General features: G+C 68.4%; 24 protein-coding genes and 1 CRISPR repeat array. Of the genes, 15 read left to right on the top strand and 9 right to left on the bottom strand.

What is annotated here, in order from left to right; translation table 11 throughout:
- Positions 1 to 284: 284 nt before the first annotated feature.
- From Ssi02_RS27360 to Ssi02_RS27345, 4 genes are all read left to right on the top strand, one after another.
- Complete coding sequence (locus Ssi02_RS27360) at positions 285 to 1,190, top strand: Sco1979 family transcriptional regulator (protein WP_204030445.1); 906 nt, start codon at positions 285 to 287, stop codon at positions 1,188 to 1,190.
- 295 nt (positions 1,191 to 1,485) lie between these two features.
- Positions 1,486 to 2,127: a glycoside hydrolase family 25 protein gene (locus Ssi02_RS27355; protein ID WP_204030444.1), complete on the top strand. Its 642-nt coding sequence runs from the start codon at positions 1,486 to 1,488 to the stop codon at positions 2,125 to 2,127.
- A 314-nt stretch (positions 2,128 to 2,441) separates the two neighbouring features.
- The gene (thrS, locus tag Ssi02_RS27350) at positions 2,442 to 4,406 is read left to right on the top strand and encodes a threonine--tRNA ligase (RefSeq protein WP_204030443.1); all 1,965 of its coding nucleotides are present in this window, start codon (positions 2,442 to 2,444) and stop codon (positions 4,404 to 4,406) included.
- A 100-nt stretch (positions 4,407 to 4,506) separates the two neighbouring features.
- Positions 4,507 to 5,010, top strand: coding sequence for a DUF3841 domain-containing protein (locus Ssi02_RS27345; RefSeq protein ID WP_204030442.1), 504 nt, complete (start codon positions 4,507 to 4,509; stop codon positions 5,008 to 5,010).
- Positions 5,011 to 5,015: 5 nt separating this feature from the next.
- Here the strand turns inward: Ssi02_RS27345 and Ssi02_RS27340 are convergent, their stop codons facing one another.
- The 4 genes from Ssi02_RS27340 to Ssi02_RS27325 form a co-directional block, all read right to left on the bottom strand.
- Positions 5,016 to 5,567 (bottom strand): HIT family protein, encoded by a 552-nt coding sequence (locus tag Ssi02_RS27340; RefSeq protein ID WP_239129800.1) that lies wholly within the window; start codon positions 5,565 to 5,567, stop codon positions 5,016 to 5,018.
- 139 nt (positions 5,568 to 5,706) lie between these two features.
- Entirely contained in the window at positions 5,707 to 6,963 is a 1,257-nt protein-coding gene (locus Ssi02_RS27335; RefSeq protein WP_204030440.1) for a dihydrolipoamide acetyltransferase family protein, read from the bottom strand.
- 15 nt (positions 6,964 to 6,978) lie between these two features.
- The gene (locus tag Ssi02_RS27330; RefSeq protein WP_204030439.1) at positions 6,979 to 7,950 is read right to left on the bottom strand and encodes an alpha-ketoacid dehydrogenase subunit beta; all 972 of its coding nucleotides are present in this window, start codon (positions 7,948 to 7,950) and stop codon (positions 6,979 to 6,981) included.
- Complete coding sequence (locus Ssi02_RS27325; protein WP_204030438.1) at positions 7,947 to 9,062, bottom strand: thiamine pyrophosphate-dependent dehydrogenase E1 component subunit alpha; 1,116 nt, start codon at positions 9,060 to 9,062, stop codon at positions 7,947 to 7,949. Before Ssi02_RS27325 ends, Ssi02_RS27330 begins: the two co-directional genes overlap by 4 nt.
- A gap of 139 nt (positions 9,063 to 9,201) precedes the next feature.
- Between Ssi02_RS27325 and Ssi02_RS27320 the strand changes: the two genes are divergently transcribed.
- From Ssi02_RS27320 to Ssi02_RS27275, 11 genes are all read left to right on the top strand, one after another.
- The gene (locus tag Ssi02_RS27320) at positions 9,202 to 9,702 is read left to right on the top strand and encodes an Lrp/AsnC family transcriptional regulator (protein WP_204030468.1); all 501 of its coding nucleotides are present in this window, start codon (positions 9,202 to 9,204) and stop codon (positions 9,700 to 9,702) included.
- Positions 9,703 to 9,843: 141 nt separating this feature from the next.
- Positions 9,844 to 10,395 (top strand): hypothetical protein, encoded by a 552-nt coding sequence (locus Ssi02_RS27315; RefSeq protein ID WP_204030437.1) that lies wholly within the window; start codon positions 9,844 to 9,846, stop codon positions 10,393 to 10,395.
- 458 nt (positions 10,396 to 10,853) lie between these two features.
- Complete coding sequence (locus Ssi02_RS27310) at positions 10,854 to 11,432, top strand: sigma-70 family RNA polymerase sigma factor (protein ID WP_204030436.1); 579 nt, start codon at positions 10,854 to 10,856, stop codon at positions 11,430 to 11,432.
- A 382-nt stretch (positions 11,433 to 11,814) separates the two neighbouring features.
- Complete coding sequence (locus tag Ssi02_RS27305) at positions 11,815 to 13,011, top strand: SagB/ThcOx family dehydrogenase (protein WP_204030435.1); 1,197 nt, start codon at positions 11,815 to 11,817, stop codon at positions 13,009 to 13,011.
- Positions 13,008 to 14,273 carry an MFS transporter gene (locus Ssi02_RS27300; protein ID WP_204030434.1) on the top strand — a complete coding sequence of 422 codons (1,266 nt, stop codon included), beginning with the start codon at positions 13,008 to 13,010 and terminating at the stop codon, positions 14,271 to 14,273. The genes Ssi02_RS27305 and Ssi02_RS27300 overlap by 4 nt, the downstream gene beginning before the upstream one ends.
- A complete protein-coding gene (locus tag Ssi02_RS27295; protein WP_204030433.1) occupies positions 14,273 to 15,406 on the top strand; it encodes an ABC transporter substrate-binding protein in 1,134 nt (377 codons plus the stop codon). Before Ssi02_RS27300 ends, Ssi02_RS27295 begins: the two co-directional genes overlap by 1 nt.
- A complete protein-coding gene (locus Ssi02_RS27290; protein WP_204030432.1) occupies positions 15,403 to 16,491 on the top strand; it encodes a FecCD family ABC transporter permease in 1,089 nt (362 codons plus the stop codon). The genes Ssi02_RS27295 and Ssi02_RS27290 overlap by 4 nt, the downstream gene beginning before the upstream one ends.
- 5 nt (positions 16,492 to 16,496) lie before the next feature.
- Positions 16,497 to 17,300 (top strand): ABC transporter ATP-binding protein, encoded by an 804-nt coding sequence (locus tag Ssi02_RS27285; protein ID WP_204030431.1) that lies wholly within the window; start codon positions 16,497 to 16,499, stop codon positions 17,298 to 17,300.
- A gap of 451 nt (positions 17,301 to 17,751) precedes the next feature.
- Positions 17,752 to 18,076: direct repeats of the CRISPR family, unit length 36 nt; unit sequence CAGCACCGGTCCTCAGGGATCGGTGAGCATCGCAAC.
- A 261-nt stretch (positions 18,077 to 18,337) separates the two neighbouring features.
- The gene (locus tag Ssi02_RS27280) at positions 18,338 to 18,835 is read left to right on the top strand and encodes a hypothetical protein (protein ID WP_204030430.1); all 498 of its coding nucleotides are present in this window, start codon (positions 18,338 to 18,340) and stop codon (positions 18,833 to 18,835) included.
- A gap of 1,150 nt (positions 18,836 to 19,985) precedes the next feature.
- Positions 19,986 to 20,144: a CRISPR-associated protein Cas5 gene (gene cas5, locus Ssi02_RS38905; RefSeq protein WP_239129796.1), complete on the top strand. Its 159-nt coding sequence runs from the start codon at positions 19,986 to 19,988 to the stop codon at positions 20,142 to 20,144.
- A gap of 92 nt (positions 20,145 to 20,236) precedes the next feature.
- On the top strand, positions 20,237 to 20,806 hold the full coding sequence (locus Ssi02_RS27275; RefSeq protein ID WP_239129793.1) for a Cas5 family CRISPR-associated protein: 570 nt from the start codon (positions 20,237 to 20,239) through the stop codon (positions 20,804 to 20,806).
- 158 nt (positions 20,807 to 20,964) lie between these two features.
- On the opposite strand, the gene Ssi02_RS27270 is transcribed toward Ssi02_RS27275, so the two are convergent.
- The 5 genes from Ssi02_RS27270 to Ssi02_RS27255 are packed head-to-tail and all read right to left on the bottom strand — an operon-like array spanning position 20,965 to position 25,714.
- Positions 20,965 to 22,254, bottom strand: a complete 1,290-nt coding sequence (locus Ssi02_RS27270) for a sensor histidine kinase (protein ID WP_204030429.1) — start codon at positions 22,252 to 22,254, stop codon at positions 20,965 to 20,967.
- A gap of 23 nt (positions 22,255 to 22,277) precedes the next feature.
- A complete protein-coding gene (locus Ssi02_RS27265; protein ID WP_189249994.1) occupies positions 22,278 to 22,982 on the bottom strand; it encodes a response regulator in 705 nt (234 codons plus the stop codon).
- Positions 22,954 to 24,153, bottom strand: a complete 1,200-nt coding sequence (locus tag Ssi02_RS27260) for a glycosyltransferase (RefSeq protein WP_239129827.1) — start codon at positions 24,151 to 24,153, stop codon at positions 22,954 to 22,956. The genes Ssi02_RS27265 and Ssi02_RS27260 overlap by 29 nt, the downstream gene beginning before the upstream one ends.
- The gene (locus Ssi02_RS38900; protein WP_239129790.1) at positions 24,054 to 25,058 is read right to left on the bottom strand and encodes a hypothetical protein; all 1,005 of its coding nucleotides are present in this window, start codon (positions 25,056 to 25,058) and stop codon (positions 24,054 to 24,056) included. Before Ssi02_RS38900 ends, Ssi02_RS27260 begins: the two co-directional genes overlap by 100 nt.
- Positions 25,055 to 25,714, bottom strand: coding sequence for a DUF998 domain-containing protein (locus tag Ssi02_RS27255; RefSeq protein WP_204030427.1), 660 nt, complete (start codon positions 25,712 to 25,714; stop codon positions 25,055 to 25,057). The genes Ssi02_RS38900 and Ssi02_RS27255 overlap by 4 nt, the downstream gene beginning before the upstream one ends.
- Positions 25,715 to 25,889 lie beyond the last annotated feature (175 nt).

The following is a 25,889-nucleotide window of genomic DNA, read 5'->3' as shown; positions in this document are numbered from 1 at the left end:
TCACCCCTGTCTACCGGCGGCGATGACGTGCACTCCACGTCGGCGGGAGGGGGTGGGCGCGTGCATATGCAAGGTCAAAATGCACGTGCATCCGCATGGGAATGCTAACTGAATGGTGACTTCTTAGGCGACCCTTCTCAAGTGCCGTGCGGGGTGTTGATTTCCGCGATTGGATCTGCTGAAAGTGCCCTGTAGCCGTTTGTGGGCTGCGGGCGTAACGTAAAGGATTCTCACAGTAACTATAAGTGGAGCTCTGGCTCGCTAGGCCGCGAAGGAACCCCAAGATGATCACCACACATGCCGACAATGACCCGCATCCGCACTCACTTGCCCCCGAACCCCAGCAGAGCTCGACAGTTCTTCGCATTCTGCTTGGTGCGCAACTGCGCAAGCTCCGGGAGGCCCGGCAGATCACCCTTGAAGACGCGGGGCACCACATCCGCGCCTCCCACTCCAAGGTCAGCCGCATGGAGCTCGGCAGGGTCGGCTTCCGTCCCAGGGATGTCGCCGACCTGCTGTCGCTCTACGGCGTGACCGAGGAGGCCGACCGGGACGGTCTGCTCACCCTCGTCACCCAGGCCAACGCGCCCGGCTGGTGGCACAACTACAGCGACGTCCTGCCGAGTTGGTTCGAGACCTATGTCGGACTTGAGGAGGCCGCCTCCGCCATCCGCAACTACGAGGTGCAGTTCGTCCCCGGCCTGCTCCAGACCGAGGCCTACAGCCGCGCCGTCGTCGCCCTCGGCTTCCCCGAGGGGCCCGACTCCGAGATCGAACGACGTGTCCGCCTGCGCATGGCCCGCCAGCAACTCGTCGACCGCCCCGGCGCCCCCCACCTGTGGGCCCTGATCGACGAGGCGGCACTCCGCCGCCCCATCGGCGGAAGCGAGGTGATGCGCGAGCAGATCCGCCATCTGATCCGCGCGGCCGACCGGTCCAACGTCACCATCCAGGTGATCCCCTTCGAGGTCGGCGGCCACGCCGCGGCCGGCGGCCCCTTCAGCGTCCTGCGCTTCGCCGAACCCGACCTCCCCGACGTGATCTACCTGGAGCAGCTCACCAGCGCGGTCTACCTCGACAAGCCCGAGGAGGCCGACAGCTACCTCGCGGTCATGGAACGCCTGTCCATCGAGGCATCCTCGGCCGAGGAGACCCGCGACTTCCTCTCCACCCTCCTCGCCGAGGTCTGAGCGACCCCGGCCCCATGACCGGGGGCCGCACGGGCGGGTCCGCTCACGCCTTCCAAGCCAGGCGGACCCGCGCCCGCGGCCGACAGCGGAGTGTGAGCGGGCGATCGCGGTGCGTCGGCGGGGTCTCTTTCTTCCGCGTGGACCGGCTCTGTAGTCCCCGCCGGGGGTGACGGTGCGCGAAACTTCACGTCTTCGGACACGGAGAGTAGTGGAGCAATTGCGGCGCGTCGCCCGGTTCCGCGTGCTGATCTTGCTTACTATCCGGCATGTGAAGCGATTGCTGCATGGTGTGGATGTGTCCAATTGGCAGGGGGCGGTCGACTGGTCCGCCCATGCGGCCTCGGGGGTCACCTTCGGCTTCGCCAAAGCCAGCGAGGGGGCGGACTACGTCGACAAGTGGTTCGCCCGCAACTGGTTGGGCATGCGGCGCAACAGGATCGTGTGCGGCGCCTACCATTTCGGCCGGCCCAAGGGGGACCCCTTCGAGCAGGCGCGCCACTTCCTGCGGGTCGTCCGCGCGGCGGGTGGGTTGCGCCGCGGTGACCTGCTCGCCCTCGACCTGGAGACCACCGACGACCTGTCTCCCGAGAGAGTCAGCAGATTCGCCCGATATTGGTGTTACTACATCGAGCGCCGCTGCCGCATGCGCCCGATCGTCTACACCTTCCAGAACTTCGCCGGCAAGGGCTACTGCGAGGGCCTCGGACGCTATCCCCTGTGGATCGCCAGCCCGAGCCGCCCCAAAGGCCGCCCTCTCGTGCCGAGCCCGTGGCGGGACTGGACGATCCACCAATACTCACACACACCGATCGACCGCAACATCTTCCTCGGCACCCGCCGCGAACTCATCGCCCTCGGCTTCGACCCCCGCGACCGCCGCGAGCAACGAGACCGCAGGGACCGGCGGGACCGCCGAGATCGCCGCGACCGCCGCTGACCCGGCCCGGCCGGGCATCCCGCGAAGAACGCCGCTGGGATGTTCCGTACCGGCACTACCGAAGGGATCTCACCTGGCCGGCCGGGACCTCGGGATGTTTCATACCGGCGCCGGGCCTGATGGAGATCGCCCCAAGCCGGCCGGGACCTTGGGATGTTCCGTACCGGCGCCGCGCCCGAGGGAGATCGCCCCAAGCCGGCCGCCGCCCCCGGCCGACTCTGCGGCGTCGACACGCGAGGTACCGGTAGCATCGGTCTTCAGGCGGGTCCGTAACGTCGACCATGCCGTCTTCACCGATACCACTAGGAGTTCCCGTGTCTGCCGTGGCCGAACTGCGCATCACCCTCGCCGGAGCCGAGCGTGTGGTGGCGGCCGGCACGACGGCGGGGCAGGCGTTGGACGGCGGGGGCACTACAGTCGCCGCCCGTGTCAACGGGCGGCTCGCCGACCTCGACAGCGTTCTAGCCGACGGCGACATGGTCGAGCCCGTGGCCATCGACAGTGAGGACGGCAGGGCCATCCTGCGCCACTCCACCGCTCATGTCATGGCGCAAGCCGTGCAGGAGCTGTTCCCCGAGGCCAAGCTCGGCATCGGCCCCCCGGTGCAGAACGGCTTCTACTACGACTTCGACGTCAAGCAGCCCTTCCACCCCGACGACCTCAAGCGCATCGAGAAGCGCATGCGTGAGATCGTCAAGCAGGGCCAGCGGTTCCGCCGCCGCCCCGTCTCCGACGACGAGGCGCGCGAGGAGCTCGCCGCCGAGCCCTACAAGCTGGAGCTCATCGGCCTCAAGGGCGGCGCCGCCGCCGAGGAGAGCGTCGAGGTGGGCGCGGGCGAGCTGACGATCTACGACAACGTCGACGCCAAGACCGGCGACCTGCGCTGGAAGGACCTCTGCCGGGGGCCGCACCTGCCCACCACTCGCAACATCCCGGCCTTCAAGCTGATGCGCTCCGGCGGGGCCTACTGGCGGGGCAGCGAGAAGAACCCCCAGCTTCAGCGCATCTACGGCACCGCCTGGGAAAGCCGCGAGAAGCAGGATGAATACCTCCACTTCCTGGAGGAGGCGGAGAAGCGCGACCACCGCAAGCTCGGCGCCGAGCTCGACCTGTTCTCTTTCCCCGACGAGCTCGGCTCCGGCCTGCCCGTCTTCCATCCGAAGGGCGGCACCGTCCGCCGCGTCCTGGAGGACTACTCGCGGCGCAGGCACGAGGACGCGGGCTACGAGTTCGTCAACACCCCGCACATCACCAAAGAGAACCTCTTCCAGATCTCGCGCCACCTCGACTGGTATGCCGATGGAATGTTCCCCCCCATGGAGCTCGAAGGCGCGCGTTACTACCTGAAGCCCATGAACTGCCCCATGCACAACCTGATCTTCAGGTCGCGTGGGCGCTCCTACCGTGAGCTTCCGCTGCGTCTGTTCGAGTTCGGCAGCGTCTACCGCTATGAGAAGTCCGGCGTGGTGCACGGCCTCACCCGTGTGCGCGGCATGACGCAGGACGACGCGCACATCTACTGCACCCGCGAGCAGATGCGCGACGAGCTCAAGTCGCTGCTGCGCTTCGTGCTCGACCTGCTGCGCGACTACGGCCTCAACGACTTCTACCTCGAGCTCTCCACCCGCGACGAGGAGAAGTCCGTCGGCACCCTTGAGGCGTGGGAGGAGGCCACCGAGACGCTGCGCGAGGTCGCCCTGTCCGAGGGCCTCAACCTCGTGCTCGACCCGGGCGGCGCGGCCTTCTACGGCCCCAAGATCTCCGTGCAGGCCCGCGACGCCATCGGCCGCACCTGGCAGATGTCGACCATTCAGCTCGACTTCAACTTGCCCGAGCTCTTCGAGCTCGAATACCAGGCGAGCGACGGCACCCGCCAGCAGCCCGTCATGATCCACCGGGCCCTGTTCGGCTCCATCGAGCGTTTCTTCGGCGTCCTCACCGAGCACTACGCCGGCGCCTTCCCTCCGTGGCTGGCCCCCGTGCAGGTCGTCGGCATCCCGATCGCCGAGGCCCACGTGTCCTACCTGCGCGACGTCGCCAAGAAGCTGCGCGAGCGTGGCATCCGGGTCGAGGTCGACACGGCGGACGACCGCATGCAGAAGAAGATCCGCAACGCCCAGCGCGCCAAGATCCCCTTCATGCTCCTGGCGGGTGACGACGACATCGCAGGCGGCGCGGTCTCCTTCCGCTATCGCAGCGGCGAGCAGAAGAACGGCGTGCCGGTCGACGAGGCCATCGCCGAGATCGTCAACGCCGTGGAGCACCGCCTCCAGGTCTGACACCCTTACTAAGGCGGCGGGCCCTCAGGGGGCCGCCGCTTTACGGTGGAGCGCGGGAAATAAGTGGATCACCGTGTCCACCCCCGGATACGGTTGCCCGATGCGTCTGTGGACCGTGCAACACCACACAGTGCCGGCGATCCTGGAGACCACAGGCGAGCTGGCCGGCGACTGGGCCAAGATCATGGTCTCGTCCTATGCCCCCGCCTACCGGGAGATGGTGGCGGAGATGGCGCGCCGCGGCGTCGACTGCGCGGGCCGACCCCCCATATGGGCATGGACCGGGCCCGACACCCGCGACGCCGACGTAGTGCTGACGGCCGAGCTGCTGCTTGGCCCCACAACCGCCGAGGAATACGCCACCTACGTGATTCTCGACCTGATCGTGCCCGACGAGATCGTCGTACTCAGCTCATATGGGCGCTGGAACACCTACCTGGACGCGATCCTCTTCGGCGAAGGCCCGCCGTACATGGACTGGACGATCGACCCGCACGAGCAGGATGAGCCGGGCCGTGTCCAGGCATGCCTTCCCGTCCTGAAGAGGTCGTGGGTGCTGAACGCCCGCCCGTTCGAGGAGTGGCGCGAGCCGAGCGTGTCCTGACGCCGTCAGGCGGTGGGCCAGGCTTCCGCCAGCAGGTCGCGGGTCTCGCGCAGGAGTTGCGGCAGCACCCGGGTGTGCCCGACGACCGGCATGAAGTTGGTGTCGCCACCCCACCGCGGCACGACATGCTGATGCAGGTGAGCGGCGATGCCCGCACCGGCCACCCCGCCCAGGTTGAGCCCCACGTTGAACCCCTGCGCACCCCCCGCCTTGCGGAGTGCCAGCAGCGAACTCTTTGTGAACTCCGCCAACTCGGTCGTCTCCGCGGAGTCCAGCTCGGTGTAGTCCGCCACATGGCGATACGGGCACACCATCAAGTGGCCAGAGTTATAGGGGTAAAGGTTGAGCACCGCGAACACCGCCGAACCCCTCGCGATGATCAGCCCGTCCTCATCGCTCAACTTCGGGATCTCACAGAACGGGCAACCGTCCCCAGGACCCGATCCCGTAGGTTTGTTCTCCCCCTTGATGTAGGCCATGCGATGGGGGGTCCACAGCCGCTGAAACGCATCGGGCACACCCGCGCCGGCCTGCTCGATCGGATCGCTCTCCTGCATGCTTTGCAGCATAGGGGGCAGGCCCCCCTTCGTCAGGGCCGGGTGGCGCACCGCACCATACGGCGAGGCCCCCCATGACCGGCGCCCCCCGCCCGGCAGCCGTGACCGCCGCTCCTGGAACGGGGGCGTCCGGACTCGATCACAGCATGGCGAGACCCGGCGTGGTCAGGATCGCCGCGATGTCGGACAGCAACTGCGACCCCTGCTGCCCGTCCATCAGCCGGTGATCGAACGACAACGCCAACTGCACCGTCGAACGTGGTTCGATCCGTTCGTCCGCTCCGCTCCCGACCACCCATGGAGTGCGGCGAATGGTGCCGACCGCCAGGATCGCGGCCTCTCCGGGGTTGAGCAGGGGAGTGCCGGTGTCGACGCCGAAGGTGCCGATGTTGGTGATCGTGATGGTGCCGTCGGACATGTCGTGAGGTATCGACTTGCCGCTGCGTGCAGTCTCGGCCAGCGTGGTGAGCGCCTCGGCGAGTTCGAGGAGCGACATCCGGTCGGCGTCCTTGATGTTCGGCACGATCAGCCCGCGGTCGGTGGCCGCCGCGATGCCGAGGTTCACATAGTGCTTGAACACGATCTCCCGGGCCGCCTCGTCCCACGCCGTGTTCGCCTCAGGCGTGCGGCGCACGGCCAGGAGCAGCGCCCGCGCCACGAAGAGCAGCGGCGAAAGGCGCAGATGCCGGAACTCCCGCCGCGCCGAGACGACCTCCCGGAGCCGCATCGTCTCCGTGATGTCGACGGTCACGAACTCCGTCACATGCGGCGCGGTGAACGCCGACGCCGTCATCGCCCGTGCGGTCTGCCTGCGCACACCCTTGATCGGGACCCGCGTCTCCCGTCGCCCCGATCCGCCGGCGGGTGCCGGTGACACAGCGAGCGGCTCAGGGCCGGGCTGTACGGCTGCCGCCGCCCGGTGGACGTCCTCCCGGGTGATGACGCCTCCGGGCCCGCTCGGCGCCACCGAGTGCAAGGAGACTCCCAGGTCCTTGGCCAGTTTGCGGACGGGGGGCTTGGCGGAGGGGCGGGCGTGCCCCGGTGACGACTCCGGCCTTCCGGGCGCTCGGCCACCGCGCCGCCTCTGCCGTACGGAATGACCCTCGCGGGGACCGTAACCCACCAGCATCGCGGGGGCGGCATCGCCTGGGCCCGCCGTGTCGACGGTGATGATCGGTGTGCCCACCGAGACCGTCTCACCCTCCTTGACGTGCAGTTCCTTGACCACGCCGGCGTAAGGGGAGGGCAGCTCCACGGCGGCCTTCGCCGTCTCGATCTCGACGATGATCTGGTTGACCTCGACGGTGTCGCCGGGACGGACGGACCAGGTGAGGATTTCGGCTTCGACCAGACCCTCCCCGACGTCGGGGAGGTTGAAGCGCTGCAAGGACGACATGCTTCGCAAACCCTTCTAGTACGCGAGACTGCGGTCGACGGCGTCGAGAATGCGCTCCACACCGGGCAGCCAGTGCTCCTCCAGCCGGCTCGGCGGATAAGGCGTGTCATAACCGGCCACCCTGATCACCGGCGCCTCCAGGGAGTAAAAGGCATGGTCCTGTACACGTGCCGCGATCTCCGCGCCCAGGCCGTGGCTCAGCGACGCCTCGTGGGCCACCACGAGCCGCCCGGTCCTCCGCACCGACGCGAACACCGCCGTCAGGTCCAGCGGCGCGAGCGACCGCAGGTCGATGACCTCCAGGCTGTGCCCCTCCTCGGCCGCCACCTCCGCACACTCCAGGGCGGTCTTCACCAAAGGCCCGTAGGCCACCAAGGTCAGGTCGTCGCCGGTACGGAGCACCCGGGCAGCGTGGAGCGGAGCGGGATCGGGGCTGCGCTCGACGTCACCCTTCTCCCAGTAGCGGCGTTTGGGCTCAAGGAAGATCACCGGGTCGTCGGAGGCGATGGCCTGGCCGATCATCTGGTAGGCGTCCTGCGGGGAGGCGCAGGTCACGACCTTCAGCCCGGGGGTGTGCGCGAAATAGCTCTCGGGCGACTCCGAGTGGTGTTCGATGGCACCGATGCCTCCGCCGTACGGCACGCGGATCACGACCGGCAGACTGATCTCCCCGCCGGACCGGTGGCGATATTTCGCGAGCTGAGTGATCATCTGGTTGACGCCGGGGAACACGAACCCGTCGAACTGGATCTCGCACACCGGACGATAACCACGCATGGCCAGCCCGATCGCCGTCCCCACGATGCCGGCCTCGCCCAGCGGCGCGTCCATGACCCGTAACTCGCCGAACTCCTTGCGCAACCCGTCGGTGACCCGGAACACGCCCCCGAGCTGCCCGATGTCCTGACCGAGCAGCATGACCTTGTCGTCGCGGCGCATGGCGTCGCGCAGCCCCTCGTTGATCGCCTTGGCGAGCGTCGTGATCATGCGGGCACCTCCTGGGCGTCGAGCGAGGCGATGAAGTCACGGTGCTCGGCGAGCTGGGCGCGCAGCGTGTCGGGCATCTCCGCATAGGTGTGGAGGAACGGTGAATCGGGGTCGGGGTCCGGCAAGGCCCGGCAACCGGCACGCATCCGTTCGGCGAGACGCTGGGCGTCGTCGTCGAGATCGGTGAAGAAGGTCTCGGAGACGGCGCCGGTGCTCTCCAGGTGGAGGCGCAACCGGGTGATCGGATCGCGTTCGCGCCACACCTCGTCCTCGGCCGGCGAACGGTATCGCCCGGCGTCGTCGGACGTCGTGTGCGGGTTGAGCCGATAGGTATACGCCTCGATCAGCGTCGGCCCGTCCCCGCGCCGCGCCGCGTCCAGCGCCTGGCGCGTGGCGGCCAGGCAGGCCAGCACGTCGTTGCCGTCGACCCGCACCCCGGGAAAACCGAAACCGTCCGCCCGCCGGGCCGCGGGCACGCGGCTCTGGGTGGAGTAGGGCGCCGAGATCGCCCACTGGTTGTTCTGGCAGAAGAACACGATCGGCAGGTTCTGCGTGGCGGCCCACACATATGCCTCGTTCGTCTCACCCTCGCTGAGCGCCCCGTCGCCGTGAAAACACAACACCGCCGTGTCACGCGCGTTGTCGCCGTTGCCGACCAGGTTGTCGCGCACAATGCCCATCGCGTAGCCCGTCGCGTGCAGCGTCTGCGCGCCGATCACCAGCGTGTAGAGGTTGAAGTTGTTGTCCTCGGCCCGCCAGCCGCCGAGCGTCGTGCCCCGGAACAACCCGAGCAGACTCGTCGGCTCCACGCCCCGGCACCACGCGACCGCGTGCTCCCGATAGCTCGGGAAGGTCATGTCCTGCTCCCGCAGCGCACGGCCCGCCCCCACTTGAGCCCCCTCCTGCCCGGACATCGACGGCCACAGGCCGAGCTCACCCTGACGCTGCAAGGCGATGGCCTCGGTGTCGATCCGCCGGCTGAGCACCATGTCGCGGTAGAGCCCGGGGAGGTCGACGGTCGAGAGATCGAGCGGCAATCGGTCGTCGGCACGCAGCGCACCGGACGGATCGAGCAGCTGCAACGGCAGCTCCTCGCCAGGCATGTCGGGCATAGGGGAGTCTCACTTCAAGGTGGGGGAGGACATCCGTCGTGGAGCATTTCACTCCAAACCCCCTAGCCGCGCAATCAAATAGCTCAGAGATTGCCCACGGCGCAAACTATGAGACGTTGGAGGGGGCAATGTTGATGAAATCAAGCGCGGGACATACCCTGCCTGGGTGAACGATTCGGTGGAACTCGACAGCGTGGACCGCAAGATCCTCGACCTCCTGGTCCAGGACGGACGGCGAAGCATCCTCAACATCGCCGAAGAGGTGAACCTGTCGCCCGCACCCGTGAAACGCCGCATCGACCGGCTCGAACGAGCCGGCGTGATCGCCGGCTACACCGCCATCCTCGACCACAGCCGCCTCGGCGACAGCATCGAAGCCTTCACCGAACTCCGCTTCGCCGGCGACACCAACGTCGAATCCATCACCGGCACCGTGATCGACCTCCCCGAGGTCGTCGAGGTCTTCACCGTCGCCGGCGACCCCGATGCCCTCGTCCGCGTCCGCGTCGCCGGCGTCCAGCACCTCAAGGAAGTCATCGACAAGATGCGCCGCAGCGGCCACATCATCGGCACCAAAACCCTCATGATCCTCGACTCCCACCGCCGCGGCACCCGACGCCACTCGCCGGGGACGGACTGAAGCTGTCAAAGAGGGGGGCGATGACGGGATCGAACGGGGGACCTCTTCGGTGTGAACGAAGCGCTCCTCCGCTGAGCTATTCGGAATCAGCGGCTTCAGACCTTCTTCCCAAGAGACCGGGCGGCTGAGACGATACCGATCGTGACCCCCGGCGGCCGGCCCCTGCGTCTGACGCGAGCCGGCGTGTTCGCGGTGGTGTGCGCAACGGTGTCGGCCGCGGGTCATGCTTTGGCGGGTGGCGGCGCGGTGGTGCCGGCCGCGCTCGGACTGGGGTTCCTCGGTGCGCTGATCTTTGCTTACGCGCTCACGGGACGTGAACGTGGGCCGAGGACCGTGCTGGCGGCTTCGGTCGGCGTGCAAACTCTGCTGCACCAGATGTTCGGCTGGGCCTCGCCGCTGCCGGAGTTCCACGGCGCACATCGGGGATCGGGCCTAGGCATGGCGGCCGTCCACCTCGTCGTGGCCGTGCTGACCGGATGGTGGCTCTACCGCGGGGAGAGCGCCCTCGGGCTCATGCTCCGGCTGTGGGGCGGACCCACGCTCGCCCTATGGCTTTGGCCGCTCGCCGTACCCCCCGGCGTCGCAGCGCCGCGATATGCCGCGCCTCCGGAAGTGCTGGAGTCGCCCATTCTGCGCGTGATCGTATCGGCCATTCACCGGCGCGGTCCTCCGGTGGTGACGCACACCGGCTGACGGCCGGTCCTGTCGCGCGGCACCGGCTTCCGACGCCACACCTTCGGCCCGCGACTCGCTCGTCAAGCAGTCCTGCCCGGCGTGCCCGGAGACCTCGTGGCTTCGTCGGCCGCCGGCCGTGTTTGACGCGTGCCCGCGGCCGGGGGCCCGTTCGCGCCGCGCTTGGACCTGCTCGTCTCAAGAGCACATCACCTGCCCCGTACGGCGGGGCGTGCCATGTCGATCCGATCGAGCCATAGCCCAGCCCATCCCCTGCCCGTCCGGCCGGTGGCCGGCACTCGGAGCCGTCGCCGGATGCCCACCACGCACGGCGCTCGGCGAAGTGTCACGCGGACCTGGCGGTTGTCCCGCTCGCGGCGCCGCTTGTCCATGCGCTGATATGCGGCTGTCCCGGTCCATGGCCAGGTGGCTCTGACCTGTCCCAGCACTGTCTTTCCGCCGACCAAGAGGTGATCAGCATGACTGCCGCCCATGGTGGCTGGCGAGCCGTCGACGACGAACGGCTTACGGCGCTGGCGCTCCACGCCCGTGATGGCGCGGATGCGCACACGACAGCCTTCGTCCAGGCCGCTTATGTAGATGTACGACGCTTCGTAGCCCATCTGACTGATGACCAATCCGCCGACGACCTCACCCAGGAGACGTTCCTGCGAGTTCTGGGAAGTCTGCCCAGGTTCAATGGGACGTCCTCAGCCCGCACATGGTTGATCTCCATCGCGCGCCGCGTGGTCGTGGACCGCTTCCGCGCGGCTGCCACGCGGCCTGTCGTCGCCGGCCTTTCCGATTGGCAGGCCGCCGCCGAAGGGCGTCGCCCGCGCGGATTACCCGGAATGGAGGACGGAATCGCGCTGACCGAGTTGCTGGCCGATGTCCCGCGCGAGCGGCGTGAGGCGTTCCTGCTCACCCAGGTGGCAGGAGTGTCCTATGCCGAGGCCGCTGTGCTGCTCGGCTGCCCGATCGGCACGGTGCGCTCCCGGGTGGCGCGGGCCCGCAGCCAACTCATCTCCTCCCTGCTGGCGGCCGACCGTGCCGCCTAAACGACCGTGCCGCCTAAACGACCGTGCCGCCTAAACGACCGTGCCGCCTAAACGACCGTGCCGCCTAAGGCGCGAATTTCCGCATATCTGGCTCAATCCATAAAAAGGCCACGATCTATGGGAACTAGGGCGCCCAGTCGGCCGACTAATCAAACATCCGCTGGCTACGACCGGAAGTCGATCCAGTCGCTTCCGGGAGAGGAGGCTTCCATGGTCAAGAAGCCGCTCAAGATTGTCGTCCGTCGGAAGAAGACCCGCAGCCGGCTACTGAACAACCACGGCTGACAGATCCAGGCGGGTTGAAGACGGTCGCCGCCGGAGCCTCCGGCGGCGACCGGTCGGGTCGGGTTGCCCTTGCACGATGAGAGCGGGAGGAGCTTGCGTGACGCAGACGGAGTTCCGGCGGGCGCGAACATTGGTGATCTATTGGCACGACGGAGAGTTGACGGCCGAGAACTACCTGGAGCGCCGCTCCACCGACACCGAGGCCGAAAACGCGGTGGCCGTGGACCCGCAGGCGGTGGAACTTCTGGAGCACTTCACGGACTGGTCGACGGTGGAGAAGGTCGCCGCCTCTCTTGGTGAGTTCGACGCGGAGTCGGTGCGGGAGGCCGTCCTGTCGCTCGCCGAAGCCGGATTGCTGATCGACCGGCAGGGCGAGTCGCGGGAAGAGCGCTTCCTGGAAGCGTGGCGCGACTGGGGGGAGGAGGCGCGCTTCTTCCATTTCGGCACCCGCAACACGATCTATACCGGCGACAGCCTGGAGCAGCGCCGCTCGGACGCGCGCTGGGTGCGGCAGACCGGTGGAACTCCGCCGCCCATCTTCAAGTCCTATCCCGACGCACCGCGCGTCTATCTGCCGCGCGCGTTCCTGCCGCTCGGGGACACCTTCGGGGATGTGCTGACGCGGCGGCGGACACACCGCGTCTTCACCGGTGAGGCCGTGAGCCTGGCGCAGTTGTCGACGACGCTGTTTTACACGTTCGCCCCGATGCAGTTGTACGACGCCGGTGATCTCGGCACGTTGATGCTGCGAACCAGTCCGTGCGGAGGAGCCCGGCACGAGTTGGAGGGCTATGTCGCGGTGCTCGACGTTCAAGACGTGCCGCCGGGGCTCTACCACTACAACGCCGAGGTGCACGCGCTGGAACTCGTCGACGCGGATTTCGACCGGGCGCGGCTGCACCGGCTCACCTATGAGTCGGAGATGTGCACACCCTCGGCTTTCGTCTGCTTTGTAACTGTGGTTTTCGAGCGGACTATGTATAAGTACCGGCATTCGCGGGCGTTGCGGGTTACGTTGCTGTCGGCCGGGCATCTGGGACAGACCTTTGTGTTGACGTCGACCGCTGTCGGATTGGGCGCCTGGCAGAGTGCCGCGTTCCGGGACGAGGAGCTCGACGAGGCGCTCGGCCTTGACGGGTTCTCTGAAGGAGCGATGTATATGTTCGGTGCCGGGGTGCCAGTGCTGGGCGAGACCGGCATGCCTGCGGGGATTAGCCGGGCCGGCCTCACCGTTCCCCGCCGGCTTGTCGCAGCACATCCGGCCGATACCTCGGCCGGCAGTGCCATCGGGTGAGCGGATCGGCGTCCCAATACCTGCGGTTATGGCGGCACAGGTGGGTGCCGTCACTGCTGGTGGTGGGTGTGTGCGCACGAGTGCCCCTGCAGGCGTACGTCTTCGCGGTGCTGCTGCTGGCAGTGGAGCGGACCGGTTCCTATCTGGCCGCGGGGGTGGTCACCGCCGCGAGCGGCGTGGCCTACGCCGTCGGGGTGCCGGTGCACGGCCGCCTCGTCGACCGATTCGGGCACACCCGGCCGCTGACGATCGCTGCCGGCGTCAACGCTTTGGCGTTCACCGGCCTGCTGCTGGCGGCCCACCTGGCGCCGAGCACGGAGGTTCTCGCCGGCTGGGCCGCGGCGGTGGGGTTGTCGCTGCCCCCCGTGGCCGCCGCGGCCCGGGCTCTGTGGACCTCGGTGATCGCCGACGAGGGGATCCGGCGCACCGCGCTGACCGTCGACGCCATGGTGCTTGATCTCGCGTTGATCGCCGGGCCACTGCTGGTCACCGCCGTCAGCGCGGCGGCGGGACCGAGCTGGGCGGTGGGCGGCTGCGCATTCGTGCTTCTCGCCGGCACACTCTGGTTCAGCACGTTGCCGCCGTCGCGTTCCTGGACGCCTGCCCGCCGCGCGGGCAGCCTGGCCGGGCCGCTGAAGTCGCCGGGTGTCCTTCTCCTGCTGGCCGTGTCCGTGCTCACCGGGGCGCTGCTCGGTGTGCTGCGCCTCGGCTTCGTGGAGTTCGCCGACGCGGAGTCCGACCCCGCCGCCGGGGGCATGGCGCTGGCGGCGTTCGGCGCCGGGAGTCTGATCGGCGGGCTGCTCTACGGCGCCAGGTCGTGGCGCTCCGACGCCTCCGCCCGCCTGCGGGTGATCCTGGCGGGATATGCCTGCGGCGTCTTGCTGCTCGCCGCCGCCCCGAACGTGCCCGCGCTTGTGGCGCTGTCGGTGTCCGCCGGCTTCTTCCTCGCCCCCTTCGTCATCTGCAACTTCGAGCTCGTCGGCCGATGCTCCCCGGAGGGGACCCTCACCGAGGCCTTCTCCTGGGGGATCACGGCGACCTTCGCCGGATCGGCGCTGGGCAACCTCGTGGCAGGCACGCTCGCCGGTTCGGGCACGCCGTCGGCCGTCGTGTTCGCCGTGGCTGCGGGCTTTGCCGTACTCGCCGCTCTCGTCGCCCGCCCAAAGCTCCTCGGCGGGCGCGAAACCGCCGATTCGACCGGAACGGCTCCGCCTCAGCGGTCGGGGAACGCCGTCCAACCATCTGAGAAAGGTCCGTCTTGATGGACATGCCGGTGCACGGCTTCCACTACAGGCGATCAAGGTCCGCCGGAGGCGCGCGGACGCTTCGCACCGCCGTGTCGCTGGCCGCAGCGGCGGCGATGCTGCTGGCAGCCGCATGCGCGGACACCTCCGGCCGGCAAGCTCATCCGGCCCGAACGCCGGCCACCGGGACACCCGAATCCACCGCAGCCACCGTCACCGACTGCAACGGCGTCAAATCCGTCGTCGATTCCCCGCCCAAGCGCGTCGTAGTGCTCACGCCGAGTGTGCTGGAGCTGATGCTCTGGCTCGGCCTCGGCGACCGGGTGGCGGCGGTGGGACAGGAGCCGCGGCCGGGCAGCCTGCCGCAGCGGTTCTCGGCACAGATCGCCCGCATCCCCTCACTGTCGGGGAAGTACACCGCGGGCAGCGGATACAAGCCGGTGCCGAAGGAGGAGTTGCTGTCGGCCGATCCCGATCTGGTCCTCGGCGGATTCGCCAGCAACTTCGAGGCGGCCGGCGCGATCTCACAGGCTGAGCTGGCGGGCGCCGGAATACCCTCCTATCTGGCTCTTTCCACCGCGTGCAAGTCGGCGGTGACCGCCCCGCAGACCGACTTCGGGCTGGTACGGCGCGACCTTGAGAACCTCGGCCTGATTTTCGGGGTGCCCGACCGGGCGAGACAGGTCATCGCCGATATGGAGCAGAAGGTCGCCGCGGTGAAGGCGAAGGCCGGAAGACTCGCCGACGCCGAGAGGCCCACGGTGTTTCCGTTCGAATACGACGAGGGGACCGCCACCCCTTACGCGCCCGGCAACCGGCAGGCCGTCAACGCGGTCATCGAGACCGCCGGTGGCCGCAACGTCTTCGGTGACCGGAACCAGGCCTACACCAAGGTCGGCTGGGAGGAGGTGGTCGCCCGTGACCCGCAGGTCATTCTGATCGTCGTCTACGACAAGGGCGACCCCGCCGCCAACGAGGCCCGCTTCGCCGAAGCCGAGAAGTTCCTGACCGGCAACGCGGCCCTGCGCGGGGTGCGCGCGGTGACCGAGCGGCGGTTCGCCCGGCTGGTCTACGAGTCGGCCTCGGTCGGCGGTGTCCGCAACGCGGATGCCGTGGTCGAACTCGCCGGCCAGTTGCATCCCGCCTCATGAACCCGCGCCCGGCCGGGCCACCCCCGAAGAAGACCCGCCCACGGGCACGGGACGGCCGCATCACCTCGGCCGCCTACATCGCCCTGGTCGGCGTGCTCATCGCGGGCCTCGCCGCATCCGTTCTGCTCGGCACGGTCGACATCCCGGCCGGCACCGTATTCCGCATCATCGTTCAGCACCTGACCGGCCAGGAAGACCCCACCGAATGGAGCGCCAGTCAGGACACCGTGGTGTGGAACCTCAGACTGCCCAGGGCACTGCTCGCCGCGCTGGTGGGCGCGGGACTCGCCGTCTCCGGAGCCGCCACCCAGGCACTCGTGCGCAACCCACTGGCCGATCCGTATGTCCTCGGTCTGACCTATGGCGCCGCCGTGGGGGCGGTGGCCGTGATCGTGACCGGCGTGTCCCCCCTCGGCGGCGCCTCCACCGGGATGGCGGCCTTTGCCGGCGCACTGGCCGCGTTCGCCGTCGTCTACGCCTTGGCCCGCGCTGGAGGCACTCTCGCGCCGCTGCGCCTCATTCTCGCCGGGATGGCCGTCACCTACGCCCTGTCCGGTCTCACCAGCTTCCTCGTGCTCCAGGCCGACGATCCAGGCACCACCCATTCGGTGCTGTTCTGGCTGTTCGGCAGCCTCGCCGAGGCGAACTGGGCGGCGCTGGGGCTGCCCGCGTTCGTGCTCGCCCTCACGATGCTCGCTCTGCTCGCGCAGGCGAGACCGCTGAACACCCTCCTACTAGGCGACGAGACCGCCGCCGCTCTCGGCATCTCCGCCACCCGCCTGCGCCGGCACCTGTTCCTGCTGATCGCGCTGCTCACCGGCGTCATGGTCGCCCTGGCCGGAGGGGTCGGCTTCATCGGCCTGATCATTCCGCACGCGGCGCGGCTGCTCGTCGGCAGCGACCACCGCCGCCTCCTCCCCGTAGCGGCACTCGCCGGCGCCGGCTTCCTCGTGCTCGTGGACATCGCCGCACGCACCGCCCTGCACCCGCAAGAGCTCCCGGTCGGGATCGTCACCAGCGTCATCGGCGCTCCGCTGTTCCTCTGGCTCGTGCACAGCCGAGCCCGCGACACCACCGGATTGTGAACGTCTTGACAAGCCTTACCCTCCACGACGTGCACGTCGCCGTCGCCGGAACCCCGATCGTGAACGGCGTCGACCTCACCGCGCCCTCGGGGACGTGTGTGGGGGTCGTCGGCCCGAACGGCAGCGGCAAGAGCACCCTCCTGCGGGCCGTCTACCGGCATCTGCCCCTCAGCAGGGGAACCATCACCGTCGGTGGCGAGGACCTGTGGCGGCTCACGCCGCGCCGCGCCGCCCGGCTGGTCGCCGCGCTGCCCCAGGAGACCCGCTCCGACTTCGACGTCACGGCCTGGGAGATGGCCGCGATGGGGCGCACCCCTCACAAACGCCCATTCGCCGCCGACACCGCCGAGGACAACGCCGTCGTCGCCGGCGCTCTCGCTCACACGGGGGTGGCCCATTTGGCCGACCGCCGCTACGGGACCCTGTCCGGCGGAGAGAAGCAGCGTGTGCTGCTGGCACGGGCCCTGGCCCAGCAGGCACCCGTCCTGGTGCTCGACGAACCCACCAACCACCTCGACGTGCGCCACCAGTTCGAACTGCTCGACCTGGTCGCCTCGACCGGCACCACGGTCGTCGCCGCCCTGCACGACCTCAATCTCGCCGCCGCCTACTGCGACCGTCTCTACGTCTTGGCCGCCGGCCGTGTCGTCGCCCACGGCGCCCCCTACGACATCCTCACTCCCCGCCTTGTCGGAGAGGTGTTCGGCGTCGACGCGCATGTCATCCCCACGCCGGTCACCGGCACTCCCCACCTCATCCTCCGCGCGCGGGACCGCGCGGATTCGCCGACCGCGAGATTGTCCGATTGACGGGAGAGAAGGCTTTGACAACCCCCCCGAAGAACCAGTCCTAACCTGTGGCTCCGACTACGGCCCGAACCAGCCCAACGTATTACGGTCCCCTGCAAGGCTAGTCATATCAATGACTAGAAGGACGAATCGAGGTGTTGGGGGATCGTTGAGTGGATCGGATGATGAGGAGTGCGTGATCCTGGTTTAGGCTGAACATTTTCAGTTGTTTGAGAAGAGAACAGCTATCAGTCCCATCGACGTCGTCGAGCCTCTCCAGTTCATCGCGCATATGCAGGCGTTTCTGGCCTGAAGTGCTGTTTTGGGTGTATTGCCGAGTGATCTAGGAACCTCTAGTGCTCATGCGACACGCCAGGCGTTCCGAAGCGTTAATTGGTGCATTGGTGATATTTAGGCTCTCGAGTCTGCGAGTAGGAGTACCCCTCGCAGACGTATTGCCTGCTGGGGAGCCCAGCACCGGTCCTCAGGGATCGGTGAGCATCGCAACGGATCCGGCGAGGGTGAAGCGGTGTGTGCCGCCGGTCAGCACCGGTCCTCAGGGATCGGTGAGCATCGCAACCTGTGCCGCCGGCCGGAAGTTGGAAGTCCCGCAAAACAGCACCGGTCCTCAGGGATCGGTGAGCATCGCAACCTGAGTGCTTCTGGCGTTGACCACGAACTCTTTGTCCCAGCACCGGTCCTCAGGGATCGGTGAGCATCGCAACACCTCCACCGGCACCACGTAAACACGCGGATCGGGGCAGCACCGGTCCTCGGGGATCGGTGAGCATCGCAAGGCGGGAGTGCAGCACCCCCGTCAGCCGCTCCCGGGCCAGTACCAGCCTTCCGAGGGCAATGAGCATCACAATGATCAGGTTGCGTCGGTGACCTCATCGTGTCCGGCAAGGCTGGCGCCGCCCCTCCGAGGGGGTGAACATTGCCACTATGTCTGCACCGCAGCAGATGTCTACTGACGACACTGATCCCGAGTACACGACGTCAGCACCGGGCGTCTTGGACTATCCGGTAAACGTCGAGTGACTCAGCTCGTACGGCCGATGCATCCCGACATCAGTGCCGATCTTCTGGCTGACATGCTCAACGGCAGGTCAGGCGGGCTACATCGACATGAAGAGAAGAGTACGGACAGATGTGTGTCAGGTGGGGCGGCGGGCGAGCACGACGGGCACTCGACTGTACCGTCGTACGACGGTGGCCAGCTCAGGGGCGATAAAGCCGAGGCACTCCAGGACCGCATCATGGTCCGCGCTGAGGTGTCGGTGATGGATCGCTCCATGGTGTGCGATCTTGTTTCGGAGGATGCGCAGGTAGTCGAGTTTGCGGTGAAGATCTCGTCGGCGTCCTCTGTAGCCGGGAAAGGCGCGATGGAGCCCGGTGCGCCAGAATCGCTGGTCGTAGGTGTTGCCGGAGCCGAGCAAGGACACCCAGAATCCGAATGGAAGTTCGTCCGTGATCTGCTCTGCGGTTCCCGAAAGTCCGGATCTGGCAAGCTGGCGGCGTGCTTCGCCGATTCGTTGCGCGGCGCCGAAGTGTAGGTCGGCAGTGGGGTTATCCCACCAATCTGGCTGCCCGAGCAGGGCGGACATCTCGCGTGTGATCACTGTACGGAGCGCAAGTTCGAGGTACTGGAGCGGTCCGTAGAACGCTTCGCTTATCTCGGTGTTCCAACAGTGGAGCCGCAGGGCGCGTGTGAGTTGTCCGCCACAAAGCATCTCATACTCGGCAATGCGCGTAGGTGACAGCAGATCCCGTAGCCGTAGGGATTCGGCCGTGTTCACCTCTGGTTACACCTCTCCTTTGACGTGCTACCGTATCGCTCATAAGCCCCGGTGTTGCCTCTGCGATGCATGCACCCGGGGCACAGCTCTTCCTTGAGGAATAGCGTCCGCCTCCGTGGTTTGGCTGCCATGATCCTTGACCTTGTATCGCCTCGGCAAGGCTCACATTCCTAGCCCGCGATTGATGGGCTCCGCGGCGACGCAGGAGAGGAAGTGGGCAGGTCCGCGGTGTGCTCGCCTCCTGGTGATGTGAAGCCTCAGCTGTGTAGGCCGCACATAGAAACGGTTGGTAAACGTGCCACTACGTCCTGTGTGTTGGCTGTCTGAGGCTACAGGGTCAGTGATGTGCCGTCCAGAAAGTCTCGGTACTTCTTTTGGCTGAACATACATGGTCATTGAATGGACGGCTTGTCTGTCGTGATCGCCGAATCTAGGATCCTTGTACAGTGTCAGTCGGCGCCCAGCGGCCTTCCTGCAACTAGTAAAGGCCGAGGATCGAAACAATGATGATGTGTGGTATGCCGCGAAAGTGGCGATAGTTGGTCAATTGCGACAAAGGTGACTCACCGTAACAAATTTCGGCGAATGTATAACCGCTCTGGTGGTTGGTTTTTGTCTGCGCCGAAAAATGTCGGCGCTATCTCCTACAGTGCATCTGGCTCAAGGATCGGGAGGGAGCGGCATGGCTGATCAGCTATTGGCGCATAGCACAAGGGCGGCAGACGGACTTCGTCATAGGCTCGACGATCATCTGCGTGCACGGGCCGCCTGGCAGGTGCATTCGGTGAGCCTTTCGATGCCGCCCCGGTGGCTGCGCATTGGGTCTGGTTCACGACGTCGGGAAAGGCAGCTGTGATTGGCAGAACGCCCGATTCACGCAGAAAGTCACGGCGGCCGAGTGGGAGGCATGCACAAACATGCCGGGACCTGGCTGGACCAGCAGGGCTTAAGGATCACGGCGGCCATCGTCTTCGGGCACCACGGCGGCCTCCCCAGCCGCGCGAGACTGAAAGTGGAAGTGGAGGGCCCTTACGCATGCTTCACCCGGCCCGAGTTCAAGACTTGAGCTATCCGATGATGACCCCGTCGGCGGCCAGAGGAGTCCTGGAGGCGATCTTCCGGAAGCCCTAATTTAACTACCAAATCGAATACGTCGATGTGCTGAAACCGGTCCGCTGGTCATCGATCCGCCGCAACGAGGTCTCCTCAATGCTGACCACGAGCTGGATCCGGGATGCGATGACCGACACCTCGGTCCGCTTCGACGCCGAGGGCGACCGCGACCAGTGCAACATGGTGCACCTACGCGACGTCGCTTATCGCATCTACGCCCAGGTCGGCCCACGCCCGCGCGCCACCGACCCGGAGGCCAGATACCGCGACCGGTCCCGCCGCCGGGTCGCACGCGGCGCCTGCTTCACCCAGCCCTTCCTTGGAGTGCGCGAGTTCTCGGCCTCCTTTGGCCCACCCACCAGCCGCCGCCCGATCGCCCACAGCCAGGCGCTCGGCGTGATGCTGCACACCATCGAGTACGGCGAAGCCGGCGAAAGCTACCGCTGGTTCATGGCCGAGCTCCACGACGGTGTCCTTGCGGTGCCGCCCCAGGGAGTCGAACTCCCCTCCGGCGCCGCCGTACGAGTCGGCGGGCGGCGGCCCACAGAGCCGTGGCGGACACCTGCTTGCAAATCGGTCCGATCGCAGGCCATACGGGCCGTGAGCTGGGCGTAGGGCTCCCCGCGAGTGGCCATGACCAACCCCGTTGGCCGCCCTTAGCGGCCCGCTGATGGCCCGGCGACCGCTACGGAGCCTTCTCGCCGGCGGACACCTCGGCGCACCGGCCGCGTACGCGATGCGGAGAGCCGCGTACGCGATGCGGAGAAACGGGATCAGGCCGGCTGGCCCGGACGTAGTGGGAGGCGGACGATGAAGGTCGCCCCTAGGCCCAGGCCCCGCGAGGTGGCCGTGATGTTGCCGCCATGGGCGCGGACGATGCCGCGGGCGATGGTCAGGCCGATGCCGCTGCCGCCCGCGGGGGCCGGGCGTTCCGGGTGCTGGACGCGTTCGAAACGGGTGAAGATCCGTGTGAGGTCGTGGGCGGCGATGCCGATACCGGTGTCCTGGACGCGGATCTCGACCTGCGGCTCCGGGTCGTGGGTGGCGTTCACGCTCACCGCCACCCGGCCGCCGGGATCGCAGGCGACTAGGGCGTTGCCCAGGAGGTTGACCAGCACCTGGGTGATGCGGCCCGCGTCGAGCAGAGCCATGACCGGTGGACCCGGGAACGTGCTGAGCGTGATCCCGCCGTCGTCGAACTGGGGCCGCAGCCGTTCGGCGGTGCTCACCGCCAGCGCGGTCACATCGGTGGGCGTGTGGTGCAGGACGAACGCGCCCTCCTCGACACGAGAGAGGTTGGACAGGTCGTCCGCGAGGCGCCGCAGCCGGTTGAGGTCGTCGGCGAGGGAGGCGAACATGAGGTCGTCGGGGGCGAAGATGCCGTCGGCCATTCCCTCGATCTGACCGCTGAGGATGGTGAGAGGGGTGCGCATCTCGTGGGCAATCTCCGAGACGAGGCGGGCGCGGCGGCGCTCCATGTCGGCGAGCGCCGCCGCCAGCCGGTTGACGTCCTCGACCAGGGCGGCCAGCCCCGGCTCGCATGGGACGTCGAGGACGTCGTCGTAGTGCCCTTCCGCGAGGCGGTGGGTCGAGGCGCTGACCTGACGCAGCGGCCGCAGCAGGAACCGGGAGAACCCCAAGGACAACACGAGCGCCGTGACAAGGCCGACGGTCAGCGCGGGCCAGACCAGTCCGATGCCGACCTTCTCCTGAATGCCCCGGGCGAGCAACTCGACCACCGCCGATTCGAGGCTGGAGAAGCTCCTATGGAGCTCGCTGTAGTCGTCGACGCCGGCCAGGACGTCCGCGGCGATGTTCACCGCCATGAGCGTCACGGCCAGCACCGCCACATGAGACAACGCCAGGCGGACGGTCAACGGCAGCGGCGGCAGCAATCGCCACAACGCCACGACCGGCTTCGCCGCGCGGGACGACATTCGGCGGACGAGCGGTGGCAGCCGCCACCACAGCGCCGTGACCGCCATCGCCGCGCGGGACCGCACCACGCGCACGGCCGACGTCAGCTCCCGTGCCGCGCCGCCGACCGAGATACGCGTCGCCACGGTCCGCACGGCTCCCCGGCGGTTCATCCGGCGGGCCGGGCCAGGAAACGGTAGCCGATGGCCCGCACCGTGCCCACGAAGCGGGGCGCGTTCGCGTCGTCGCCGAGCGCGCGCCGCAGCGTGCGGATGTGGACGTCCACCACGCGTTCGTCGCCGAAGAAGTCGCGGCCCCATACGTGATCGATCAGCCCCCGGCGGGTGAACACCCGGCCCGGCGCGCGGGCCAGGACCACCAGCAGGTCGAAGTCGAGCGCGGACAACTCCACCGTACGGCCGGCCTCGGCGACGACGGTACGCGCGTCGGGATCGATGACCAGCCCCTCGAAACGCAGGGTGCGGTCCTCGGGCGCCGGGTCCGGGCCGTCCGCCCGGCGCAGGATGGCCCGCGCCCGCAGGGCGAGCTCCCGGGCGCTGAACGGCTTGGTGACGTAGTCGTCACTGCCCGCCGTGAAGCCGATGACCCGGTCCACCTCCTCCGTTCGCGCCGTCAGCAGGATCACCGGCACCTGACTCGTGACACGGATCCGGCGCAGCACCTCGAACCCGTCGAGTCCGGGCAGCATCACGTCGAGTACCACCAGATCGGGCTGTTCGCGGGCGACCGAGGCGAGGCCCGACGGCCCGTCCGGGGCCTCCAAAACCTCAAAGCCGTCCGCCTCCAGATAGCCGCGTACCGTCATACGAATCTTGGGCTCGTCGTCAACGACCAGAATGCGCTGGGTGCTCATGCCTGTCCCCGTCCCGGGCGATCCGGAAGTGCCGGGGTGTTTCGGCCGCTTCCTGGTAGAGGGTCTCGAAGGTGTCAAGAGTGTCCGCGATGTCATGCCGGGCAACGGTCTCGCGGCTGGCGTCGCCCATGCGCGTCCGGGCCACGGGGTCGCCCAGCACCGAGCCGAGGGCCGCGGCCAGCGCCGAGACGTCGCCGGGCGGGAAGAGCAGTCCGTTGACTCCCGGGCGCACCAGGTGGGGCAGGGCCATGGCGTCGGCGGCGACGACGGGCTTTCCGGCGGCCATGGCCTCCATGGTAGCGAGGCTCTGCAGCTCAGCCGTACCGGGCATGCAGAACACGTCGCAGCGGGCGTAGGCGTCCAAGACCTCCTGGTCGTCGACGAGGCCGTGGAAGACGACGCTGTCGGCGACGCCGAGCGCGCGGGCGAGACCCTCCAGTTCGCCGCGGCGGGAGCCGTCGCCCACGATCTCGACCGTGACCGGAAGCCGCTCGTGTAGCAGCGGCAGGGCGCGCAGGAGGACGTCCACGTTCTTCTCCGCGTCCAACCGGCCCACGAACAGCACGCGCGATCCGTCGTCCGCCCTCCTCGCCGGAGACTGGGCGAAGCGGCGCAGATCCAGCCCGCAGGACACCGGAAGGATCGTGCCGTCCAGGCCCTGCTCGCACAGCAACCGTACGGCGCGGGGGGTGGGCGCGGTGACGATCCGCGCCCGGCCGAAGACCCGGAGGAAGTCACGCCAGGCCAGCCGGCAGATCGCGGTGGCGAGCCGGCCGGGCAGCGGGGCGTAGCCGATGAGGTTCTCCGGCATGAAGTGGTTGGTCGCCAGCACTGGCACGCCCGTACGCCGCGCGATGGCGGTCAGCGTCCTGCCTACGCCGAAATGGGACTGTACGTGAACCACGTCGGGTGCGATGCGGTCCAGCAACCGGGCGGCCGCTCCGCGGATCCGCCAGGGCACGCAGACGCGGAAGCTGGGATGGAACGGGGTGCCGTAAGAGGCGAGGCGGTGGACCGTCGGCCCGCCGCGCATGACGCGCTCGGACACGGCGTTCTGGGTGGCGGGGCAGATCACGTGGACGTCGTGACCACGCTCGGCGAGCCCGACGGCCAGGCGGTGCGCGAAGTTCGCCGCGCCGTTGACGTCGGGAGGATAGGTGTCCGCGCCGATGACGATGCGCTGGGTGTGGTCGCCGGGCATGTGATGCTCCTGTCGTGAGAGGCGCCGCGGGAAGGAGGTTCTTGGGAGGAGTCGGGGCCGGTGGGGATGTCGCGGGAGAGGCGGAGGACCCCGCCGATCGCAAGGGCGGCGAAGACCAGTCCCAGACCGGCGATCGGCCAGGTCAGGCCGGGTGCCTCACCGAGTACGCCAATGCCGATGGAGACGGCGACCAGCGGGTCCGTGACGGTGAGGTTCGCCACCGTGCCCTCGGGCGGCCCGTCGGCGTGGGCGCGCTGCACGAGCCAGAAGCCCGCGAGGATCGCCGCCGCGAGACCGATGAGGATGCCGAGCAGTTCCAGGCCGGCGCCGTGCGCCGCGTACCGCTCCGTGGCGGCCCGCACGAGCGTGGAGGTGCAGCCGTAGGCGGTGCCCCCGCCCACTCCCAGCACCAGGAACCTCGCCCGGCCGTTGAGCAGGCGGGTGGCAAGCCAGCAGCCGGCCACCACGGCGGAGACCGCCGCACCGACCGTGAGCAGCGCACCCGTGGTGATCGGGACGGGCACGGTGTTCAGCGCGGCGAGCACCGCGAACGCCGTCGTCCCGACGAGGACCGCCGCCAGCGCCCACCCGGTGCTCCGGCGAAGCCGGTCGCTGCGCGCCCGCAGCCCCAGCAGCACGCCCACCACGATCCCGATCACGCCCGCCGGTTCGACCACGGTCACCGGGGCCAGCCGCAGCGCGATGACCTGGAACATCGCCCCGGTCGCCAGCAGCGCCAGACCGGCCAGCCAACGGGGCCGCCGCGCCGCCGCCATCAGGGACGGCGCGTCCCCCGAAACACTGTGCTGCAGCCAGGTCCCGGCCGTGAAGCAGCACGCGTTCAGCAGCGCCAGGCCGATGGCGAGCCAGGTCACCGTTCCTCCCGGCTCGCATGCACCGCCTCGGCCAGTTGGAACAGCAGGCTCAGCTCCAGGGTTAGGGCCGCCCGCTCGGCCAGGCCCAGCCAGCCGCCGATCGCCCGCACGGCAGGGGTGGGCCGGGCGGCCGTGGCGGACAAGTGCGTGGCCAGGAAGGCGAGGCCGCCGGCGGCGCTCGCCCAGGAGATGCGGCGCAGGGTCCGCGCCTTCCTCTCCCAGCCGGGCATGCCCTGCAGCCGCCGGGCGATCAGGAGCCCGACGGCCGGGAGTGTCGCGATCGCGCCGCCCGCCGCGTATCGGTGCGTCAGCCCGCGGGCCGTGGGGACGCCGCCCTGCGGATCGGTCCGGAAGATCCCGGTGAGCGCCATGCCACCGCACCACACGCCCAGCAGCGCGGTCGCCGGCGCTCCGATCGGCAGCCGGGACCGCACGAGTCCGGCGAGCAGCGCCGCCGAACCCGCCGAGAGGCTGGCCACGGTTCCGGCGAAGACCGCGGCAGCGTTCTCGCTCAGCGCGTAGTCACTGACCGTGTGCCGCACGGTGTCCACCTGCTTCGCCCATCCGATGTGCAGGGCGGTGGCGCCGACCAGTGACCCGGCCAGCCCGGCATGGGCGGCGACCACGAGTTTTCGCGTGAGGTGAGAGCTGTCCATGACCGCTAGGAAACCGGTGTGCTGTGTGGCCCGTACGGGCGAGATCGTGAAGCTTCCGTGAAGCCCTCGGGTCGTTCCGGCACCGGGATCCGCGACCACCGCTCAGTGTCCGCGTCGCCTGAACCCGGCGATCCCGCCGTCTGGGCGCGGACCTGTCGTGTTCGAATGGAGACGC

The organism is Sinosporangium siamense, from assembly GCF_016863435.1.
Taxonomy (GTDB): Bacteria; Actinomycetota; Actinomycetes; order Streptosporangiales; family Streptosporangiaceae; genus Sinosporangium; species Sinosporangium siamense.
Note: the sequence above shows the minus strand (reverse complement) of the source record. Positions and strands in the feature narration are given on the sequence as shown.

What these genes read in the sequence shown, in the direction of transcription:
- Ssi02_RS27360 (WP_204030445.1), top strand. Translation starts at nt 285, where the DNA reads ATGATCACCACACATGCCGACAATGACCCGCATCCGCACTCACTTGCC.
- Ssi02_RS27345 (WP_204030442.1), top strand. Translation starts at nt 4,507, where the DNA reads ATGCGTCTGTGGACCGTGCAACACCACACAGTGCCGGCGATCCTGGAG.
- Ssi02_RS27340 (WP_239129800.1), bottom strand. Translation starts at nt 5,567, where the DNA reads ATGCAGGAGAGCGATCCGATCGAGCAGGCCGGCGCGGGTGTGCCCGAT.
- Ssi02_RS27335 (WP_204030440.1), bottom strand. Translation starts at nt 6,963, where the DNA reads ATGTCGTCCTTGCAGCGCTTCAACCTCCCCGACGTCGGGGAGGGTCTG.
- Ssi02_RS27330 (WP_204030439.1), bottom strand. Translation starts at nt 7,950, where the DNA reads ATGATCACGACGCTCGCCAAGGCGATCAACGAGGGGCTGCGCGACGCC.
- Ssi02_RS27325 (WP_204030438.1), bottom strand. Translation starts at nt 9,062, where the DNA reads ATGCCCGACATGCCTGGCGAGGAGCTGCCGTTGCAGCTGCTCGATCCG.
- Ssi02_RS27310 (WP_204030436.1), top strand. Translation starts at nt 10,854, where the DNA reads ATGACTGCCGCCCATGGTGGCTGGCGAGCCGTCGACGACGAACGGCTT.
- Ssi02_RS27295 (WP_204030433.1), top strand. Translation starts at nt 14,273, where the DNA reads ATGGACATGCCGGTGCACGGCTTCCACTACAGGCGATCAAGGTCCGCC.
- Ssi02_RS27290 (WP_204030432.1), top strand. Translation starts at nt 15,403, where the DNA reads ATGAACCCGCGCCCGGCCGGGCCACCCCCGAAGAAGACCCGCCCACGG.
- Ssi02_RS27280 (WP_204030430.1), top strand. Translation starts at nt 18,338, where the DNA reads ATGCATCCCGACATCAGTGCCGATCTTCTGGCTGACATGCTCAACGGC.
- cas5 (WP_239129796.1), top strand. Translation starts at nt 19,986, where the DNA reads ATGCACAAACATGCCGGGACCTGGCTGGACCAGCAGGGCTTAAGGATC.
- Ssi02_RS27265 (WP_189249994.1), bottom strand. Translation starts at nt 22,982, where the DNA reads ATGAGCACCCAGCGCATTCTGGTCGTTGACGACGAGCCCAAGATTCGT.
- Ssi02_RS27255 (WP_204030427.1), bottom strand. Translation starts at nt 25,714, where the DNA reads ATGGACAGCTCTCACCTCACGCGAAAACTCGTGGTCGCCGCCCATGCC.